We start from the raw sequence: 18,707 nt of genomic DNA on the forward strand, positions 1-18,707 counted from the left end.
TGGATGGACGAGCCCCGCTCATGAATATGCAGACCTCCTCTGTGATTGCCCCCCCTGCCCCTAAAGGCCTGGGAGAAATGCAACTTCCGCTGGTGATGATGCGGGACATTCTGTTGAAGACCGTCTTTCGCAAGAACGTGGATACGGTCAGCGAAATTGCGGGTGCCATCTGTCTGCCCGGGTCCGTGACACAGGAACTAGTTGATATCGCACGCGAGCAGAAACTGCTTGAAGCGACCGGGACTCTGAACGCCAACTCCGGCAATGAAATGGGCTATCAGCTGACCGATGCAGGCAAGGCCCGGGCGCTGGACGCGTTGAGCCAGTCTGAGTATTTCGGCGCGATGCCCGTGCCGCTCGATGTTTACCGCGAGCAGGTCAAGCGCCAGTCGATCCGCAACATTCAAGTCACCCGCGACCAGCTAACCGGCGCGATGGGCCATCTTGTTCTGCCCGACAGCCTGCTGGATCATCTGGGCCCGGCGGTCAGCGCCGGTCGCTCAATTCTGATGTATGGCCCTCCGGGCAATGGTAAATCCTCGATCTCGAACGGCATTCGTGATGCTTTGGGGGACAACGTCTATGTTCCGCGCGCAATCGAATATGCCGGTCAGGTGATTACGGTCTACGACCCGATCGTGCACACCGCGATCGAGCAAGAAGAGGACGATCCCAACAGTCTGCGCCGTCGCAAGCGGTTCGACACTCGCTATGTTCAATGCGAACGTCCCACCGTTGTGACTGGTGGTGAACTGTCACTGAGCATGCTGGATTTGGTCTACAACCCCACCGCGCGTACCTATCAGGCGCCTTTGCAGCTGAAATCCACCGGCGGCATCTTCATCGTGGACGACCTTGGACGTCAGGCAGAGCCCCCTCAGGCCCTGATCAACCGCTGGATTGTTCCGCTTGAAGAAAGCAAGGATATCCTTGGCCTGCAATCGGGTGAGAAGTTCGAAGTACCATTCGACACGCTGGTTATATTTTCGACCAACTTCCACCCGAATGAGATTTTCGACCAAGCGGCCCTGCGCCGGATTTTCTTCAAGATCAAAATCGACGGCCCGAACCAAGAGAACTTCCTGAAGATCTTTGCCATGGTCGCCCGCAAGCGCGGTATGCCACTAGACGAGGCGGCGCTAGTGCATTTGCTGAAGGTCAAATACCCGACCATCAACAACATCTACGCAAACTATCAGCCGATCTTCCTGATCGACCAGATGATCTCAATCTGCGAGTTTGAGGGTATCCCGTATCAGATGAGTCCGGACCTGATCGACCGAGCCTGGGCCAACATGTTCGTGAAGGAAGAAAAGATCATTCACTGATCCCCTGGTCCTGGTTTCCATGGCCTGAGGGCTGCGCTAGGTTCGTCGGATGGTGCAGATTCCTCCGGCAATCCAAAACTGGTTTTCGAACAAAGGCTGGTCGATTCATCCGCATCAGCAAGAAATGTTTGAGCGGGCGAATGATCCCGCGACCCTTCTTATCGCTCCAACTGGTGGCGGCAAAACCATGGCCGGTTTTCTACCTTCCCTGGCCGAGTTGGCCGAAGGGCAGCATGACGGATTGCACACGCTTTATGTATCTCCTCTCAAGGCGCTGGCAGCGGATATCAGGCGCAATCTGCGCGTTCCCGTCGAGGAAATCGGCCTGCCAATTCGGATCGAAGATCGCACCGGCGACACATCGGCCACGCAGAAGAAACGCCAGCGCGCCGATCCTCCACATATCCTGCTGACCACGCCCGAAAGTCTGGCGTTACTTACTTCATACGAAGATGCTCCGCGCATGTTTGCTGGGGTCCAGCGCATTGTTGTCGACGAAATACATGCACTTGCAGAAAGCAAACGGGGGGATCAATTGATGCTGGCGCTCGCACGATTGCAGACACTCTGCCCCGATCTGCGCCGCGTAGGCTTGTCCGCCACGGTTGAAGACCCCGAAGGCATCGCACGATTTCTAGCCCGCAATCCCGATCCTTGCCGAGTTATTCAGGCTGATCCCGGCCCTGACCCCGATATCTCGATGCTGCAAACACAAGAGATGCCGCCATGGTCGGGCGGTGGCGCAGCCTATTCCATCCCCGCTGTGATGGAGCAGATCAAAAAGCACAAGACGACACTTATCTTTCACAATACTCGGGCGCAGGCCGAGATTTTCTTTCACAACCTCTGGCTCGCCAACGACGACGCTCTGCCCATTGGTATTCACCACGGCAGTCTGGATCGGCAACAACGCGAACGGGTCGAGGCTGCGATGGTCAGGGGTGATCTGAGGGCAATTGTCTGCACCGGCAGCCTCGATCTGGGGATCGACTGGGGCGATGTGGATCTGGTGATCCAGATCGGCGCGCCGAAGAACGTCAAGCGGCTGGTGCAGCGGATCGGGCGCGCAAATCACCGCTACAATGCCCCTTCCAAAGCTATTCTCGTCCCAGCCAACCGGTTCGAAGTGGTCGAATGTGTTGCTGCACTGGAAGCTGTGCAAGAACATGATCTGGATGGCGACCCCCGCGGGCCAGGACCCAGGGACGTTTTGTGCCAGCATATTCTGATCGCCGCCGCAGCGGGACCCTTTGATGCAGATGCACTCTACGCCGAAATGACGGCTGCCGGGCCTTATGCGCAGATCACCCGTGCTGAATTCGATGCCTGTTTGGAATTCTGCGCCACCGGTGGATATGCCCTGCGAGCCTATGATCGGTGGCAGAGGCTTCAGCAGCGCCCGGATGGAGCGTGGCAATTGCGCGACCCGAGGGCGGCACAGCGTATCCGCATGAACCTTGGCACGATTCAGGACACCGACACGCTGAAGGTTCGGCTTAAGCGTAATCGCGGGGGCAAGCCTCTGGGTGAGGTAGAGGAGGGATTCGCGGCCTCGCTAACCCCCGGTGATACCTTTCTGATCGGTGGTCAGATCGTCCGCTATGAGGGTCTGCGAGAGATGGTGGTCGAGGTCAGCCGCCGCGCTGACCGCAAGCCCAAGATCGCGACCTTTTCGGGCACCAAGTTCGCCACGTCCACCCAGCTGAGCGACCGAATCCTACGGATGTTCGCACAGCCGGATTGGCCTCAACTGCCCGGACATACTGCCGAATGGCTGGGTCTTCAGCGCGAGATATCACGCCTGCCGCAAAGTGACCGCCTGTTGATTGAGAGCTTCCCTGACAGGGGGCGCGAGCATCTATGCGTCTACGGATTTGCCGGCCGCAATGCGCAACAGACGCTGGGCTTGCTGTTGACCAAACGCATGGAGGAAACCGGCCTTGCGCCGCTGGGATTTGTAGCCACTGACTATGCCACCTTAATCTGGGGGCTGGATGCGGTGACCGATCCGCGCCCACTATTTCAGTTGGACGCGCTACGAGAAGGATTGGAGACTTGGCTGGCGGGTAACGCCGTGATGAAACGCACATTTCGTGCTTCGGCCACAATCGCGGGGTTGATCGAACGCAACACTGGTGGGCAGCGCAAGAGTGGTCGGCAGGCGACATTTTCGTCAGATATCCTCTATGACACCTTGCTGAAATACGATCCTGACCATCTGCTGATGCAAATCACCCGCGAAGAGGCCATGCGCGGGTTGGTCGATTTCGGACGGATCGAAGCCATGGTCGCCCGGATCGGAGACCGGATTGACCTGCTGCGGCTAGACCGCGTCTCACCCCTGGCGGCGCCTCTGTTCCTCGAAGTTGGCAAAGTCCCCGTCAAGGGCGAAGCCGAGGAACGCCTGCTTGCGGAAGAAAGTGCCCGGTTACTGCAGGCCGCCGGATTGCAACCGGCATAAACCACTTGCGCAATCCGCAAAATCGTATGAAGAACGGATCATGAACAAGATCGCGTTTTCATTTTCCGGCCAAGACCTGACTGCGCTTGGGTCGGGCGCACTATGGTGGCCGGAACAGGGCTTGCTCTGTGTTTCCGATCTGCATTTAGGAAAATCCGAACGGATCGCCCGCAGGGGCGGCCCGACCTTGCCGCCGTATGACAGCCGCGAAACATTGACCCGATTGGCAAGTGATCTTGCCCGTACCGGTGCCACGACGGTCATCTGTTTGGGGGACAGCTTTGACGATCTCGATGCCTCGGGCGCGTTGGCTGCTGAGGATAGGCAACAGATCACCGCCATGCAGGCTGGTCGACGTTGGATCTGGATCGAGGGGAACCATGACCCCGGCCCGGTAGAAATGGGCGGCACACATCTGTCCGAGTGGGCTTGCCACGATCTGATTTTTCGCCATATCGCCCAGCAAAACAGCGCAGGTGAAATCTCGGGCCACTACCACCCCAAAGTTAACCTGAATGCCCGAGGGCGCTCGATCACCCGCCCGGCTTTTTTGCTGGATCAATCACGTCTGATCCTTCCAGCTTATGGCGCTTACACTGGGGGGTTGCGCAGTTCAGCAGAGGCTCTGAGCGGCATCATGGCACCGGATGCGCGGGCAATTCTGACCGGTGCGCAGCCTCAACTCATCCCGATGCCCAGATAGGTTCTAGAGCAACCCGTCGTCCACGAGCTGTTGCTTGTATTTCCTGCTGACAGGAACCTGATCGCCGTTGCTGAGGTACAAAAAGGATTTTCCCTTTTCTTTTTCGACCCCAACAATCGCCGAATCCACGACCCAGTGAGAACGGTGCGTACAATGGCCTTGTACCGGCTCCATCTCGGCAATCGCGTCGGTAAAGCGCGAGCGGATTGTAAACGTGCCATCGGACGTGACCACGTCGACATAGTGATCGCGCACGGTTAACCGATAAACCTGCCCCTCGAAAGTGGCGGGCAAACGATTGAAAAGACGTGGTCTGGGTTCGAATACCGGTGCTGCAGTTTCTTCCCGTTGACGCACCAGAAAAAGTCCGGTGGCGAAGAGAAGACCATAAGGGGCGACTTTCAATATGCCCGGTGCCATCAATCCATTTAGCGTGAACAGAATCCAGGTCAGCAACCACAGCGACGGGGCAAACAATGTCAGGATCAACAGGACGAAGGCAAAATCACGCACCAGCAATCCTGATCGATTGAGCCGTTCGCGTACCAACTTTCCAGCCGACCAAGTCGCTGCAAGCGCGAGCAGCATAACACCTGTCCAGAACACCATCCGCTGACTGAATGGCAGTGTCATATCCCGAAAGGGGGCAAAGGAATACGCCAATAAAGGAATAAAAACGAGGCCCGCCACTACCCGTTGAAGGCTTATTAACGAGAGGATCGGACTCAGCTTCATCATACCAGGTAACGCACCTCGCCAAAGGTAAAACCATGAAACACGAACAGACAGGATTATAACCCCTTAAACGGCTGGAATAGAAGGATTATCACCGACCGACGCTAGGTCAAGTCAAGATGTAGTTATACAAATATCCTAATCTAATGAAAAAGGCCGGAGAGCTTTTCGCTCTCCGGCCAATTCAATCATGGACGTTGCACCCGGATTGAACACCGAGGCTGCTATTAAGCAGTCAGACCTTCAGGTTCAGGCAAGCCGTTTGCGCGGCAAGCCGCGGTGAGCGTGTTCGCAAGAAGGCAGGCGATCGTCATAGGGCCAACTCCGCCGGGAACAGGGGTAATCGCACCAGCGCGTTCTGCCGCAGTTGCGTAGTCAACGTCGCCAACCAGCTTGTTCTTGCCGTCGCGTTCGATCCGGTTGATGCCGACATCGATCACGGTTGCGCCTTCCTTGATCCAGTCACCCGGAACCATCTCGGGGCGACCAACTGCGGCGACCACAATATCAGCACGGCGCACAACATCGGGAAGGTCTTTGGTGCGGCTATGCGCGATGGTCACGGTGCAACTGTCGCCCAGAAGCAACTGCGCCATCGGCTTACCCACGATGTTCGACCGACCGATCACTACAGCATCCATGCCGGACAAAGAGCCGTGGTGATCGCGCAACATCATCAGACAGCCCAGCGGAGTGCACGGCACCATTGACTTCTGACCTGTTCCCAGCAGGCCCACATTCGAGATGTGGAACCCGTCCACATCCTTTGCCGGATCGATCGAGTTGATCACCAGATCTTCGTTCAGATGCTTGGGCAGCGGCAGTTGCACCAGAATGCCGTGCACCGCAGGGTCATTGTTCAGTTTGTCAATCAGCGCCAGCAGGTCCGCCTCGGACGTGTCCACATCCAGCTTGTGCTCGTACGAGTTCATGCCGACCTCGACGGTCATCTTGCCCTTAGAACGGACATAGACCTGACTGGCCGGGTCTTCACCTACCAGAACCACCGCCAGACCGGGGGTGATGCCGTTCTCTTCTTTCAGCTTTGCAACCTGGTCAGCCACCTGTGCGCGCACTTTGGCGGCAAAGGCCTTTCCGTCGATAACCTGCGCTACCATTCTTTGATCCCTTCTTTCACAAAACGGATCGGGCGCACTAGGCGCCCGTTTCTTCAGTCTGGGCCGAGCACGCGTTCTTCGCGGGCAATCGACCAATCAATCAGTATACGCCAGAGCTTTTCGGCAAGATCGGGGTCCATACCCAACTCATCCGAGCTCTTGCGGACGCGCTGCACCACATCTTCGACACGTTCCGGGATGCGGGCGGGCAGGCCCTCGCCGGGTTTCAGCTGCGACGCGCGGTCGATATAGGTTGCGCGCGTTACCAGCAATCCAATCAATTGGCGGTCCAGCTTGTCGATCTGAGGCCGCAATTCCTGCATCGAATGACAGTCTTGCGGAGGTATCAGAGTGGGCATTTTGGTCTCCTGCGGCCCGGGGATATCCCCGGACCACGAGATGTCTTATTTGAGCGCTTAGAACAAGCCCTCGATCTCACCTGCGTCGTTAAGGCAGATGGTTTCGGCTGCCGGTTTGCGCGGCAGACCGGGCATGGTCATGATCTCACCACAGACAACGACGATGAAACCAGCACCGGCGCTCAGGCGCACCTCACGCACCGGAACCGAATGGCCGGTGGGCGCGCCACGCAGGGTTGGGTCGGTCGAGAACGAATACTGTGTTTTCGCCATGCAGACCGGCAGGTTGCCATAGCCCGCTTCTTCCCATTCGCGCAGTTGGTTGCGGATCTTGTTGTCGGCCAGAACTTCGTCGGCGCGATAGATACGCTTGGCGATAGTTTCGATCTTCTCGAACAGCGGCATGTCGTCTGGGTAGATCGGTGAGAAGTTCGCGGCGCCGTTTTCGACGATTTCGACAACTTTTTCGGCCAGAGGCGCAGAGCCATCCGAACCCAGTTCCCAGTGACGCGACAGGATCGCCTCAACACCATGCTCGCCGCAGTAGTCCTTGACCGCCTGAACTTCGTCATCGGTGTCGGTGACGAAGTGGTTGATCGCGACGACAACCGGAACACCGAAGGATTTGACGTTTTCGATGTGGCGACCCAGGTTGGCGCAACCTGATTTCACAGCGTCAACGTTTTCCGCACCCAAGTCAGCCTTGGCCACACCGCCATTCATTTTCATCGCGCGCACGGTGGCAACCAGTACCACTGCCGACGGAGCAATACCCGCCTTGCGGCACTTAATGTTCATGAACTTCTCGGCACCGAGGTCAGCACCAAATCCCGCTTCGGTGACAACATAGTCGGCCACTTTCAGAGCGGTTTTGGTTGCGATAACCGAGTTACAGCCGTGCGCGATGTTTGCAAACGGGCCGCCGTGGACGAAAGCCGGGTTGTTTTCCAGCGTCTGCACCAGGTTCGGCTGCATCGCGTCTTTCAACAGAACGGTCATTGCACCTTCTGCCTTGATATCGCGGCAGTAAACCGGGGTCTTGTCGCGGCGGTAAGCAACAATGATGTCGCCCAGACGCTTCTCCAGATCTTTCAAGTCGTTTGCCAAGCAGAGGATCGCCATGACTTCGGACGCCACGGTGATGTCAAAGCCTGCTTCACGCGGGAAACCATTCGACACGCCGCCCAGAGACGCCGTGATCTGACGCAGAGCACGGTCATTCATGTCGACGACGCGGCGCCATGCAACGCGGCGTGTGTCGATTTCCTGCTCGTTACCCCAATAGATATGGTTGTCGATCATCGCCGACAGCAGCGAGTGGGCCGAGGTGATGGCGTGGAAGTCACCTGTGAAGTGCAGGTTCATTTCTTCCATCGGAACAACCTGCGCGTAACCGCCACCTGCGGCGCCGCCCTTCATGCCGAAGTTCGGGCCAAGCGAAGCTTCGCGGATACAGATCATCGCGTTCTTGCCGATGCGGTTCAAGCCGTCGCCCAGACCTACGGTGGTGGTGGTCTTGCCTTCACCTGCGGGGGTTGGGTTGATCGCGGTCACCAGGATCAGTTTGCCGTCTTCGCGGTCCTGTACCGAGTTGATGAAGTCCTGGCTGACTTTGGCCTTGTCATGGCCGTAAGGCAGCAGATCATCGCTGGAGATACCCAGCTTCGCGCCGATTTCCTGAATCGGCTTTTTGTTCGCCTCGCGGGCAATCTCAATGTCGGATTTGTAGCTCATTGGGCAGGGTCCCTGATTGAATTCCGTGCAAAACCGACGCACGGGCGTCGGCGCTGCGCAACATATACTGACGTACACAACTCTGATGGCTAAGGATTCCGACATTTTCATGCCGCGAAACGGCGTTGCGAGAAATCGTAATGCGCAAATCGGAAACGGATTGAACCTATGGGTTCCAAAGGGGCTGATCCGGCACAAACAATTGCATCTTGTCGCCGCGTTTCAGAGCCCCCGGGCGTTCGACCCAAGCCGTTATCCCGCGTCGCCCTTTGGCCGCAGGTTTGAATGCCGCCCCGTAACCGGTGTGATCCGCCTCGATCTCACGGCCCGGAAGAACGCAGGGGGCGTTTTCCATGTCCACAGTGATCGTTAAACCGCTCTCGGCCTGCAACCGCGAAGATGGAGGGATATGAGAGAAATCGGGAATGCCCTTCAGGACAATCGAAGCCCCAAGGTAAGACGGATCAAGCGTTGCCAACTCCATCTCAGCCGCAATATCACCCAATTCCTCTGCCGACAGCACGGACAGTTGCCGCACATTCCGGATCTCGGTGCCCTTTGGATAGAGATTCGCTACCCGAACACAGGACGCCCTATTGAGCCCCTGATGCCGTTCCCCCTGAACGCCATCGAAGCTCAGGTCCAAAACATTGACAGGCTTGGCCCGCAAAGACTGGCCTGCTGGCACATGGCCCAGCCATACCACCTCGGCCGAATATTCAGTTTCACATAAGAACGGCATGAGATGCCCCCATTCATCTGCAGGTTTGTAGGCATAATGCCCGGCAACGCCCTGATGAAAAGAGAAAACCCGGAGGCTGGCTCCGGGTTTTGCAATTATGCGGTGGGTTCTGGTTCCATACCGCCATCTGGCGGCGATTTCTTGGACTTGGTCTTCGGGATGGCAGTTACGCTGGGGGCGTTGCCCTCATCGGGGCTGTCACCCTCATCATCGCTTTCGGTGGGCGGTTCGCCATTCATGACGCGCTTGATCTCCTCGCCGGTCAGGGTCTCATACTCAAGCAGGCCTTGCGCCAGTCGCTCCCATTCCTCGTTCTTGTCGGTCAGGATCTTGTGCGCGCGTTCATAGCCTTGCTGGATCAGGCGCTTTACCTCTTCTTCGATCAGCTCTTTGGTATGGGCCGATACCGAGAACCCGGCGGTGTTGCCCTGATAGCCTTCATGCGCCTCGGCATAGTCGATGTTGCCGACCTTGTCGGACATGCCCCAGCGCATCACCATGGCGCGCGCCAACTGGCTGGCCTGCATGATATCGCCCGCAGGGCCATTCGAGACGTGGTCCTCACCATACTTGATCACTTCAGCGGCTTTACCGGCCATGGTCATGGCCAGCTTCTGCTCACACTCATCGCGATGATAGTTCAGACGATCCATTTCGGGCAGCGACACAACCATACCCAGCGCTCCACCGCGCGGAATGATGGTCGCTTTATAGACCGGATCGCACAGCGGCAGTTCCAGACCCACAACGGCATGGCCGGCCTCGTGATAGGCGGTTTTTTCCTTCTGGTCCTGCGTCAGCACCATCGAACGGCGCTCAGCCCCCATCATCACCTTGTCTTTGGCGTTCTCAAAGTCCTCCATGGTGACAAAGCGACGACCGACGCGGGCGGCCATCAATGCGGCCTCGTTCACGAGGTTCGCCAGATCAGCACCCGAAAAGCCCGGCGTGCCGCGCGCGATGATGCGCAGATCGACATCGGGACCCAGAGGCGTCTTGCGCGCGTGAACGCCCAGAATTTTTTCACGGCCTTTGATGTCGGGGTTGCCGACGGTCACGTTACGGTCAAACCGGCCCGGACGCAGCAGCGCGGGGTCCAGAACGTCCTTCCGGTTGGTGGCAGCCAGAATGATCACGCCTTCATTGGCCTCGAAACCGTCCATCTCAACCAGCAGCTGGTTGAGGGTCTGTTCGCGTTCGTCGTTTCCGCCGCCATAGCCAGCACCACGATGGCGCCCCACGGCGTCAATTTCATCGATGAAGACGATACAAGGCGCGTTCTTCTTGGCTTGCTCGAACATGTCACGCACACGCGATGCACCAACACCAACGAACATTTCAACGAAATCGGAACCCGAGATCGTAAAGAACGGCACACCTGCCTCGCCCGCAATCGCACGGGCAAGCAGCGTCTTACCAGTGCCCGGAGGGCCCACAAGCAGCGCGCCTTTGGGAATCTTACCGCCCAAACGCGAAAATTTCTGCGGGTTGCGCAGGAATTCCACGATCTCTTCCAGCTCTTCCTTGGCCTCGTCGATGCCCGCAACGTCGTCGAACGTCACCCGGCCATGCTTTTCGGTCAGCATCTTGGCCTTGGACTTGCCAAAACCCATCGCACCACCTTTGCCGCCACCCTGCATCCGGTTCATAAAATAGACCCAGACACCGATCAGCAGCAGGAAAGGCAGCAGCGTGATCAGGAACGACTGGAAACCCGATTGCTGCTGTTTTTCAGCACGTACGGGGATGTTCTTGTCGATCAGCAGCTTCGTCACCTCGGCATCGGTGGGTTTGATGGTGACAAAGTCCTGATTCTCATTCGTGCGATAGCGGATCTGTTCGCCATCCAGCGTGACGCTGGTGACGTCTCCGGCGTCCACGGCGCTGACGAATTCGGAATAGGTGCGTTCATTGTTCTGAAGCGACCCGCTGGGTCCACTGAATAGGTTGAACAGTGCCAGGATCAGCAGAAACAGAACGACCCAGAAGGCGATGTTGCGAGCGTTGCCCAAGGAAAATCTCCCGAAAGGTTTCGGCAGGTGGGGACCTGCCGGGGTTGTTCCTTAAAATAGAGAGGATTGTGGCAGGTTCAATGAGATAAAATCACCGCATCGAAGTCGGACCTTTCTGGAAGCAGTTCGGCGCGCCATTCGTTTGCAAAACCGACCAGGGGTGCAGCCAATAGAGTGCCTTCGGCCCAAACCGAGGGCGTCGACAACACTGCAGCGCGAGGTTTGCCCACAGAGCGCCAGTTTTCCAGCTGCAATATACCATCCTCACCAAGCGCCCGGATTTCCGCAACTTCAGTTTTTGGCCCGGACATAATCCAACGCCTGTCCCAAGGTTCTGAGGGGCGCGCGTGCTGATTGCTGACGGCGTTTAGCTCTCTGCAAATCCAAGTTTTTTTGCCTTCCGGGGTAAAAATACAGCCCCTAAGGGTGGCCGTCTGAGCAGACGATATCGAATCCAACACTTGATCCACCGCTTTGTGTCGTGGCGGATACTCTCCCCCTGCGATCCATGAAACAGACGCGGTCACAAGCCGACGACGGATTTCTTCGGGCAGAGTTTCGAAACCTTCGCGATCAATGCAAAGATCGCCATCCGTCACCGTCATGCACCGGAAAGCGGATTCTTGCGCGTATTGCGCCAATGCTTCACGCGCTTGCGCCATATTTTCAGCGACCCGTGATAATGACTCTGCCGTGATCCCGATTTGATTTAATCCGGAAAGTGCCTGGCGGGCTTTGATCCGGTCAAAACGAGGGTCCTGATTCGACGGATCATCAATCCACGAAATACCTTGCGCAGTCAGATATTCCCGAAGATCGGAGCGTGTCGTGGACAGCAATGGGCGCAGCAATGTGACCAGACCTTCTTTTCGCGATAGAGCCATGGCCGAAAGCCCCGAAACGCCCGAAGCACGGGCCAGCCGCATCAGTACCGTTTCAGCCTGATCATCCTCCGTGTGGCCCAGCGCAACTGCCTCTAGGCCCTTCGATTCGGCCCACGCGACCAGCAACCGGTATCTCGCACGCCGCGCCTGATCCTGCAGATTTCCGGATCCATCCCACCCCTGCCATTTCAGCGTTTCATGAGGAATGCCTAAGCGCTGCGCCAGGGTTGCGACAGCCAAGGCCTCTGACGCAGATTCAGCTCGCAGGCCGTGATCAACGGTCGCCGCAAACAGCTCGATCTGCTCTTGTCGCGCGATATCAACAAGTAATCGCAACAGGGCAGTCGAATCACTGCCCCCTGATACCGCCACCCCCAGACGGCGCGGCAGTGGATCGGGCAGACCTGCCCGCAAATTGGCCCGAAGCGTATCGGCGTCAGAGGTCAAGAACAGCCCAGCGTTGCCATTTCCTGTGTGGCCGAAGCAGCTGGTGCCGATGCCGGAAACCGAACGCCAACTTCGCCGAGAGTGATGCAAGCCTGATCGGTTTGGCCCAGCTGTCCAAGCGCTGCGCCCAACTCAAACAACGCCTCGGGTGCCAGAGGCCCTTCGGAGTCGCCCGTGAAGCTGGCCAGAAAGGCGCGCGCCGCTTCGCGTGTATCGCCCACCCCTTTCAGCGCCTGCCCGCGCCGCAGGTTGGCTTGGCTCGCCAGCGGGCTGCCCGGATAGGACTGGTCGAATTGCGCAAACAGATCGGCCGCGGTCTGGAAATCTCCATCCACCAGGGCCTGCGAAGCGGCATCAAAATCCGCTTGTTCACCGACTGCAAGCTCACCCTGATCAGTGACCGTGGGTTGCGTAGGGTTGGGGGTGGGTGCCACAGCCACATCGGTCGATGTCTCACCACCCAGCGTTGAGGTTTCACCCAACGCGCTCAGATCACCGCCTTCAAGTTCAACCAGACGAAACTCCAAATCACCGATACGGTTGGTGCCATCGGTCACGACATTCTGCACCCTTTGGTTCAACTGCTCGGTCTGGCGTGTCAGGCGCTGCAATTCTGCCTCGATCGCATCAACGCGCTCAAGCACGGAACTGCCAGACAGGTTTGGCGCGGGGGACCCAGTGGTTGAAAACTCGCGCTTGAGACGCTGAATTTCCACATGCAGCACGGTTAATTCCTGACGGATATCCGCCAGCGTCTGCTGATCCTGTGCCTGTGCCATACCAGCGACGGTCACGACCGCCGCCAGAACCAAACCTGCAATTCGCATCATCTTACCCCAAGGTTGAACCGGTCAGCACCGTCACCGCGCGGCGGTTTTTCGAATAGCAATCCTCGGTGCTGCAAATTTCGATCGGGCGTTCCTTGCCATAGCTGACGGTGGTCAACCGGTTGCCTGCCACCCCGCGTGAGATCAGATACTCCCGCGCCGCATTGGCCCGACGAGCTCCAAGCGCAAGGTTGTATTCGCGCGTGCCCTGCTCGTCCGCATGGCCTTCGATATTGGCGACAAAATCCGGATTGGCGAGCAGCCAATCGGCCTGCCCTTGCAGAATCGTCTGCGCCTGCGGGCTGAGCGTGGACTGATCGACCGCGAACAGAACCCGGTCACCAACTGTCTGCTGGAAATAAGCCGGTGAGCGCGGATCACTGGGTGAGCCCGGAACCAGCGCGCCGCTGCCACCAGCGCCGCCACCAAGAGCCGACGGATCATTATTGGAACAGGCCGCAATCAGGGTCAGCGCCCCAATTGCCGCGACTTTGCTCAACAGTTTCATCTCAAGTGCCTCGTGTTTCGTTGTTTATTGCCGCGCTTCTATCACATTGCGGGTTTGTTGTGAACTTTACCTGCTGTCAGTTCCGATCAATTCTGCAGTGGCCCCCAAGACGGGTCGCTACCGCCATCCGGCGTTCTAACAGGACGCAAGTTACGGCCCGAAATATCCACAGAGTAAAGCGTCGATCGACCGCTTGCCCCCTGCGTTTCGCGGGTGAACATGATGACCCGCCCGTTTGGCGACCATGTGGGACCTTCGTCCAGGAACGAGGCGGTCAAAAGGCGCTCTTCGCTGCCATCCGTGCGCATAACACCGATGTGGAAGCGACCTTTGTTCTGCTTGGTAAAGGCAATCAAGTCACCACGCGGAGACCAGACCGGCGTGCCATAGCGGCCTTGCCCAAAACTGATCCGCGTTGCCTCGCCTCCGTTGGCGGGCATGATGTAAAGCTGCGGGGTGCCGGATCGGTCGCTTTCGAACACAATCCGGCTGCCATCCGGCGCATAGCTGGGGGCAGTTTCAATTGCCGGCGTGTTGGTCAGCCGCACGCTCTGGCCCGAGGCCAGATCCATTTTCCACAAATCCGTGTTTCCGCCTTGGGTCAACGAGTAAACAATTGAACGACCATCCGGAGAGAAGCGCGGTGAGAAACTCATGGTGCCTTCCTGCGTTTTCAACTCTTGCCGCTTCACGCGGCCGACATCCAGAACGTAAATACGCGGCTGACCGGTCTCGTAGCTGGTATAGAGCAACTGGTCGCCCGCCGGTGAGAACCGAGGCGCCAGAACAATCGCTGCGCTGTCGGTCAGATACTGCACATTAGCGCCGTCGTAATCCATTATGGCCAACCGTTTGCGCCGTTGATCCTTTGGGCCGCTCTCCGACACAAACGCGACACGGCTGTCGAAATAGGCGCCCTCTCCCGTGATCCGGGTATAAACCTGATCCGCGACCTTATGCGCCATGCGCCTCCAACCGTCGGTTGTTCCTGCAAACTGCAACCCGTTGCCGAGTTCCTGTCCCGAGAAGACATCCCAGACCCGGAACCGAACCGTCAGGCGCTTGCCCGACACGTTGACCGCCCCTGTCACCAGTGCTTGAGCGTTGATCGCCTTCCAATCAGCGAACTGTACCGGCGCATCGAAACTGCTGACGCGGCTGATATATGCATCCGACGAGATTTCACGAAACAGGCCCGTTCCGGTCAGGTCAGACACGACCACCCGCGAGATATCTTGTGCATATTGTGCCGCCGAGGGACCGTCAGGCACAAAGCTTGGCACGGCAAACGGCATTGGTTCGATGATCCCTTCATCGATTTCCAGACGCAGCGGGCCACTTTGGGCGTAGGCCGAGGTCGAAAGAAGGGTCAGGCCAATTAAGAGGCTGGTCAGAAGTTTCATCATTTGATCCGCATCCTCTCGGGATTGAATGTAATCTCAATATCCTGCCATTGATCGTATTTGTCAGCAGGTAGGTCATATCCTTTAGACCCACAGCGCAAAATTGCGCGGCGCGCAGCTTCGTAGGCTTGTTTTGCTGATGCGGCCGAGCCGCCTGTACTGTCGAGTAGCTGCAAACTGCCGCCAACCACTTTGCCATCTCTGGTTAACGAAAACCCGACAACAACCACAGTTTCCAGCGCATCCGTCGACAGGGACCCGACATTCCAACACCGCGACACCGCAACCCGCATCGCGTCTTTTTCACCGCTAGTCAGTGGTGGGCCCGAAGGTTCGGTGCCATTGCCCAATGCTTCGGCCAGGGCGTCATTGATCGCTTGCTCGTTTTGCGCAGGCTCAGTCGGCGCGGGCTCGGGCGTTTCTGCAACCTCGGGCTCTGGCTGGGGTGCCGGCCGGTTCGGGCGCACGCGCGGACGAGGAGAAGTTCGCGGGGCCGGATCTTCGACTTCTTCCGCCTCGGTCACGATCTCGGGAGCGGCCTCTTCTGGTGCCGTTTGATCCTGCTGTTCTTGTTGGATTTCCGCCCCTTCATCCAGCGAAACCGGAGGGGTTTCAATTTCATCCGGCTTGGCCTCGGGCGGAGGAGGAGCAATCTGCTCGGGCGCGATCTTATCCGCTGGGCTTGGTTCTGCCTCTGGGCCTGGAGGCGCAGGAAGCGCCGCCAGCTCAGGCTCGGGCTCTTCAAGCGTTGGAGGCTGTTCTATCAGTTCGGGTTCAGGTGGGATTTCCACTGTTTCTGGTTCTGGTTCCGGTTCCGGATCCGGTTCGGGTTGAGCAACCTGCTCAGGTTCGGGCGTATCTTCCGGCGTCGGGTCCAGTATTTCGATCTCATCAGGTTCTGCAGGCTGTTGCAGTTCAGCCGGGTCAGTCGGCACCTCGGGTGCCTCGCGTTGCGCGGTCATGGCCGCAAACTGCTCAGCCGAGATCACCGAGACATCCTGTACAGCCATCGGCAGCGGCTCGGACCGGAAGGTCCCGCCGATCAGCGCCCAGCCAATCAGACTGACATGCGCAATTGCCGAAATCTTGGTGCCGGTATCCACCGCGCAGCCTCACTCTCACCCTTCGTCCAGCGTTGGCCCGCCGGTATCGGTCACAAGGCCTACGTTGGAAAACCCACCCGCGTTCAAAGCGCCCATGACCTGCATCACTTGCGCGTAGGGAATCGCGCCGTCAGCACGCAAGAACACACGGTCGCTGCTGCGCTCAGCTGCGATCGCGCGCAGCTTACCGATCAGTTCTTCGCGCAGCACATCCGTGGTCTGGATCTGCACGCGCCCATCTGCGGTCAGGGTCACAGTCAGCGGCTCTTCGTTGTCACCGGGTAAGGCACTTGCGGCAGTCTTGGGCAGATCGACAGGTACGCCGACGGTCAACAATGGGGCCGCCACCATAAAGATGATCAGCAACACCAGCATGACATCAACAAAGGGCGTTACGTTGATCTCGGCCATCGGTTGGGCGCGCCCGCGCCGCCGTCCGCGCCTGCGTCCGTTCCCGCCCGAGCCTTGCTGAACTGCCGCACCCATCGTCAGCTATCCAACTGACGCGACAGGATAGTGGCGAATTCATCGGCAAAGGCCTCGTAGCCGCCGACGATGCGGTCACTGTCTGCGCTGAGTTTATTATAGAATATCACCGCCGGGATCGCGGCCAGCAAGCCAAGACCGGTGGCCAGCAACGCCTCGGCAATACCCGGGGCCACAACGGCGAGGTTTGTGTTCTGCTGCTCGGCAATCTCGATAAAGGCATTCATGATGCCCCAAACGGTGCCAAACAGGCCGATAAACGGCGCTGTCGATCCGACAGTGGCCAGAATGGGCAACCCTTTTTGCAGCCCCTCAGCCTCTTTCGCGATCGCCACGTCCATCGAGCGATCGATCCGCGCCGTCGCCCCTGCGATCAAGCCGCCATCGGTGCGGTGCGAGCGTCGCCACTCGATCATCCCCGCCGCGAAAATCTTCTCGGAACTGCCATCGGGCTGGGTTCCGATCTGCTCGAACAGCTCATCCAGCGGATTGCCAGACCAGAAGCTTTCATCGAATACCTGCGCCTCGCGCCGCGCGGCTCGGTAGTTGATCAGTTTCTGAATGATAATGCCCCAGGACCAGATGGATGCACCGATCAGCATCAACATCACCAGTTTGACGATAAAGGTCGCGCGGGCATACAGCCCCCACATGGAGAAATCGATCTCCTGCGCCAGCGCCAGCGTTTCAGCTTCCATGAACCTGCTCTTTGTTTTGCCTGATGGCCATTTGGCCTTGTTTTGCCAAACGCTAACGCAGATGGAGATGAAAAGCCAACAGAACCACCCCGGAGGCTGAAAATGTTACATCAATGCGCGAATCTCTGCCGGAAGACGAACGGGCTTACCTTGCGCATTCATGCAGACAGCCGTTACCTCGGCGCGGAAAATCTCGGTCTCGCCACGCTTGACCAATTGCGACATTGTCAACCGAGCGCCCGATAGCGAAACCATCTCGGTCTCGACCATCAGCTCGTCTTCAAACCTAGCGGCGGCGAGATAATCCGCCTCGATCCGCCGCACGACCCAGACAATGCCTGCGTCCCGCATTGCGTTCTGATCATTACCCAGTTTACGCACCCAGTCCGACCGGGCGCGTTCGATGAATCTCAGATAATTTGCGTGATAGACCACGCCTCCCATGTCGGTGTCTTCGTAATAAACACGGACCGGGTAGTGATGCTTCATTGCGACGGCTCCAATCTGGCGAACAAGCGCAGCGCATGAGAGGGATCCTGCGCGGCACCGGGCAGAACAGGATCGTAGGTGGCGCGGATCAAGGCCGCAATATCAGGCCGCAAGATCGTCGCGTCACCAGCAATCGCCAGAGGTGAGACGCTGCGAAAAGCTGTGTCGGACCAAAGCAGGATCGTTTGCACGACCTGGTTTAGCGCGAGCGTTTCTGCCGGCACTTTCGACAGCTCTTTGTCCATGCGCAAAAACACAAATGCCGCGCGGATGGCGCCGTCTTCTTCGAACCGGAAAATGCGATACTGATTGGCATCGGCAGCCACCAGCCGGTCGACCAGTGGGGCCAGATCCGGGATCAGGCGATCCAGATCGGGCACGTCCAACAATTCCTGCCACTCACGGAAGAAGAACACCATGCAATTGGCACCCAGTTCGGGATCCGTCTCGGCCATCTTGTGATTTGCCAGAGTGACAACCGCCTCGAACGCACCTTTTACGGTCGACAGCGTTTCATCCTCGACACCAAACACGATGGGCACGATGGGTCTGCCCCAGCGCGCAAACAGAAACTCACCGCTATCGCGTGTGAACAGCGCCTCAATCTCATCGGGTGTCACGCCCCAGTCCTTCTTCTCGATTTAGATACGACTGCCTGAGGCTTAAAATC

18 protein-coding genes are annotated in these 18,707 nt (G+C 58.0%); 3 read left to right on the forward strand and 15 right to left on the reverse strand.

What is annotated here, in order from left to right:
• Window positions 1-20 precede the first annotated feature (20 nt).
• The 3 genes from ACRZ9U_RS09605 to pdeM are packed head-to-tail and all read left to right on the forward strand — an operon-like array spanning window position 21 to window position 4,492.
• On the forward strand, window positions 21-1,328 hold the full coding sequence (locus ACRZ9U_RS09605) for an ATPase (protein ID WP_170397365.1): 1,308 nt from the start codon (window positions 21-23) through the stop codon (window positions 1,326-1,328).
• Window positions 1,329-1,377: 49 nt separating this feature from the next.
• The gene (locus tag ACRZ9U_RS09610) at window positions 1,378-3,789 is read left to right on the forward strand and encodes a ligase-associated DNA damage response DEXH box helicase (protein WP_170404354.1); all 2,412 of its coding nucleotides are present in this window, start codon (window positions 1,378-1,380) and stop codon (window positions 3,787-3,789) included.
• A 40-nt stretch (window positions 3,790-3,829) separates the two neighbouring features.
• Window positions 3,830-4,492, forward strand: a complete 663-nt coding sequence (pdeM, locus tag ACRZ9U_RS09615) for a ligase-associated DNA damage response endonuclease PdeM (protein WP_170404357.1) — start codon at window positions 3,830-3,832, stop codon at window positions 4,490-4,492.
• 3 nt (window positions 4,493-4,495) lie between these two features.
• On the opposite strand, the gene ACRZ9U_RS09620 is transcribed toward pdeM, so the two are convergent.
• The 15 genes from ACRZ9U_RS09620 to ACRZ9U_RS09690 form a co-directional block, all read right to left on the reverse strand.
• Window positions 4,496-5,125, reverse strand: a complete 630-nt coding sequence (locus tag ACRZ9U_RS09620; protein ID WP_480901651.1) for a LytTR family DNA-binding domain-containing protein — start codon at window positions 5,123-5,125, stop codon at window positions 4,496-4,498.
• Window positions 5,126-5,454: 329 nt separating this feature from the next.
• Entirely contained in the window at window positions 5,455-6,345 is an 891-nt protein-coding gene (gene folD / locus ACRZ9U_RS09625) for a bifunctional methylenetetrahydrofolate dehydrogenase/methenyltetrahydrofolate cyclohydrolase FolD (protein WP_170397373.1), read from the reverse strand.
• Between the two features lie 53 nt (window positions 6,346-6,398).
• The gene (locus ACRZ9U_RS09630; protein WP_170404363.1) at window positions 6,399-6,704 is read right to left on the reverse strand and encodes a chorismate mutase; all 306 of its coding nucleotides are present in this window, start codon (window positions 6,702-6,704) and stop codon (window positions 6,399-6,401) included.
• Window positions 6,705-6,761: 57 nt separating this feature from the next.
• On the reverse strand, window positions 6,762-8,438 hold the full coding sequence (locus ACRZ9U_RS09635; RefSeq protein ID WP_170404366.1) for a formate--tetrahydrofolate ligase: 1,677 nt from the start codon (window positions 8,436-8,438) through the stop codon (window positions 6,762-6,764).
• A 166-nt stretch (window positions 8,439-8,604) separates the two neighbouring features.
• A complete protein-coding gene (locus ACRZ9U_RS09640; protein WP_170404368.1) occupies window positions 8,605-9,180 on the reverse strand; it encodes an MOSC domain-containing protein in 576 nt (191 codons plus the stop codon).
• A gap of 95 nt (window positions 9,181-9,275) precedes the next feature.
• Entirely contained in the window at window positions 9,276-11,192 is a 1,917-nt protein-coding gene (ftsH, locus tag ACRZ9U_RS09645) for an ATP-dependent zinc metalloprotease FtsH (protein ID WP_170397380.1), read from the reverse strand.
• 77 nt (window positions 11,193-11,269) lie between these two features.
• On the reverse strand, window positions 11,270-12,523 hold the full coding sequence (tilS, locus tag ACRZ9U_RS09650) for a tRNA lysidine(34) synthetase TilS (RefSeq protein ID WP_170404371.1): 1,254 nt from the start codon (window positions 12,521-12,523) through the stop codon (window positions 11,270-11,272).
• Complete coding sequence (ybgF, locus tag ACRZ9U_RS09655; protein WP_170404791.1) at window positions 12,520-13,350, reverse strand: tol-pal system protein YbgF; 831 nt, start codon at window positions 13,348-13,350, stop codon at window positions 12,520-12,522. The genes tilS and ybgF overlap by 4 nt, the downstream gene beginning before the upstream one ends.
• Window positions 13,351-13,354: 4 nt before the next feature.
• The gene (pal, locus tag ACRZ9U_RS09660; protein ID WP_170397385.1) at window positions 13,355-13,858 is read right to left on the reverse strand and encodes a peptidoglycan-associated lipoprotein Pal; all 504 of its coding nucleotides are present in this window, start codon (window positions 13,856-13,858) and stop codon (window positions 13,355-13,357) included.
• An 86-nt stretch (window positions 13,859-13,944) separates the two neighbouring features.
• Complete coding sequence (gene tolB / locus ACRZ9U_RS09665) at window positions 13,945-15,264, reverse strand: Tol-Pal system beta propeller repeat protein TolB (protein ID WP_170404374.1); 1,320 nt, start codon at window positions 15,262-15,264, stop codon at window positions 13,945-13,947.
• Entirely contained in the window at window positions 15,261-16,364 is a 1,104-nt protein-coding gene (locus ACRZ9U_RS09670; protein ID WP_480901655.1) for an energy transducer TonB, read from the reverse strand. Before ACRZ9U_RS09670 ends, tolB begins: the two co-directional genes overlap by 4 nt.
• Before the next feature lie 15 nt (window positions 16,365-16,379).
• A complete protein-coding gene (gene tolR, locus ACRZ9U_RS09675; protein WP_170404383.1) occupies window positions 16,380-16,850 on the reverse strand; it encodes a protein TolR in 471 nt (156 codons plus the stop codon).
• Between the two features lie 2 nt (window positions 16,851-16,852).
• Complete coding sequence (gene tolQ / locus ACRZ9U_RS09680) at window positions 16,853-17,548, reverse strand: protein TolQ (protein WP_170397391.1); 696 nt, start codon at window positions 17,546-17,548, stop codon at window positions 16,853-16,855.
• A 105-nt stretch (window positions 17,549-17,653) separates the two neighbouring features.
• Entirely contained in the window at window positions 17,654-18,037 is a 384-nt protein-coding gene (gene ybgC / locus ACRZ9U_RS09685; RefSeq protein WP_170404386.1) for a tol-pal system-associated acyl-CoA thioesterase, read from the reverse strand.
• Window positions 18,034-18,657 carry a hypothetical protein gene (locus tag ACRZ9U_RS09690; protein ID WP_170404389.1) on the reverse strand — a complete coding sequence of 208 codons (624 nt, stop codon included), beginning with the start codon at window positions 18,655-18,657 and terminating at the stop codon, window positions 18,034-18,036. Before ACRZ9U_RS09690 ends, ybgC begins: the two co-directional genes overlap by 4 nt.
• Window positions 18,658-18,707 lie beyond the last annotated feature (50 nt).

Source organism: Ruegeria sp. D7 (assembly GCF_056534355.1).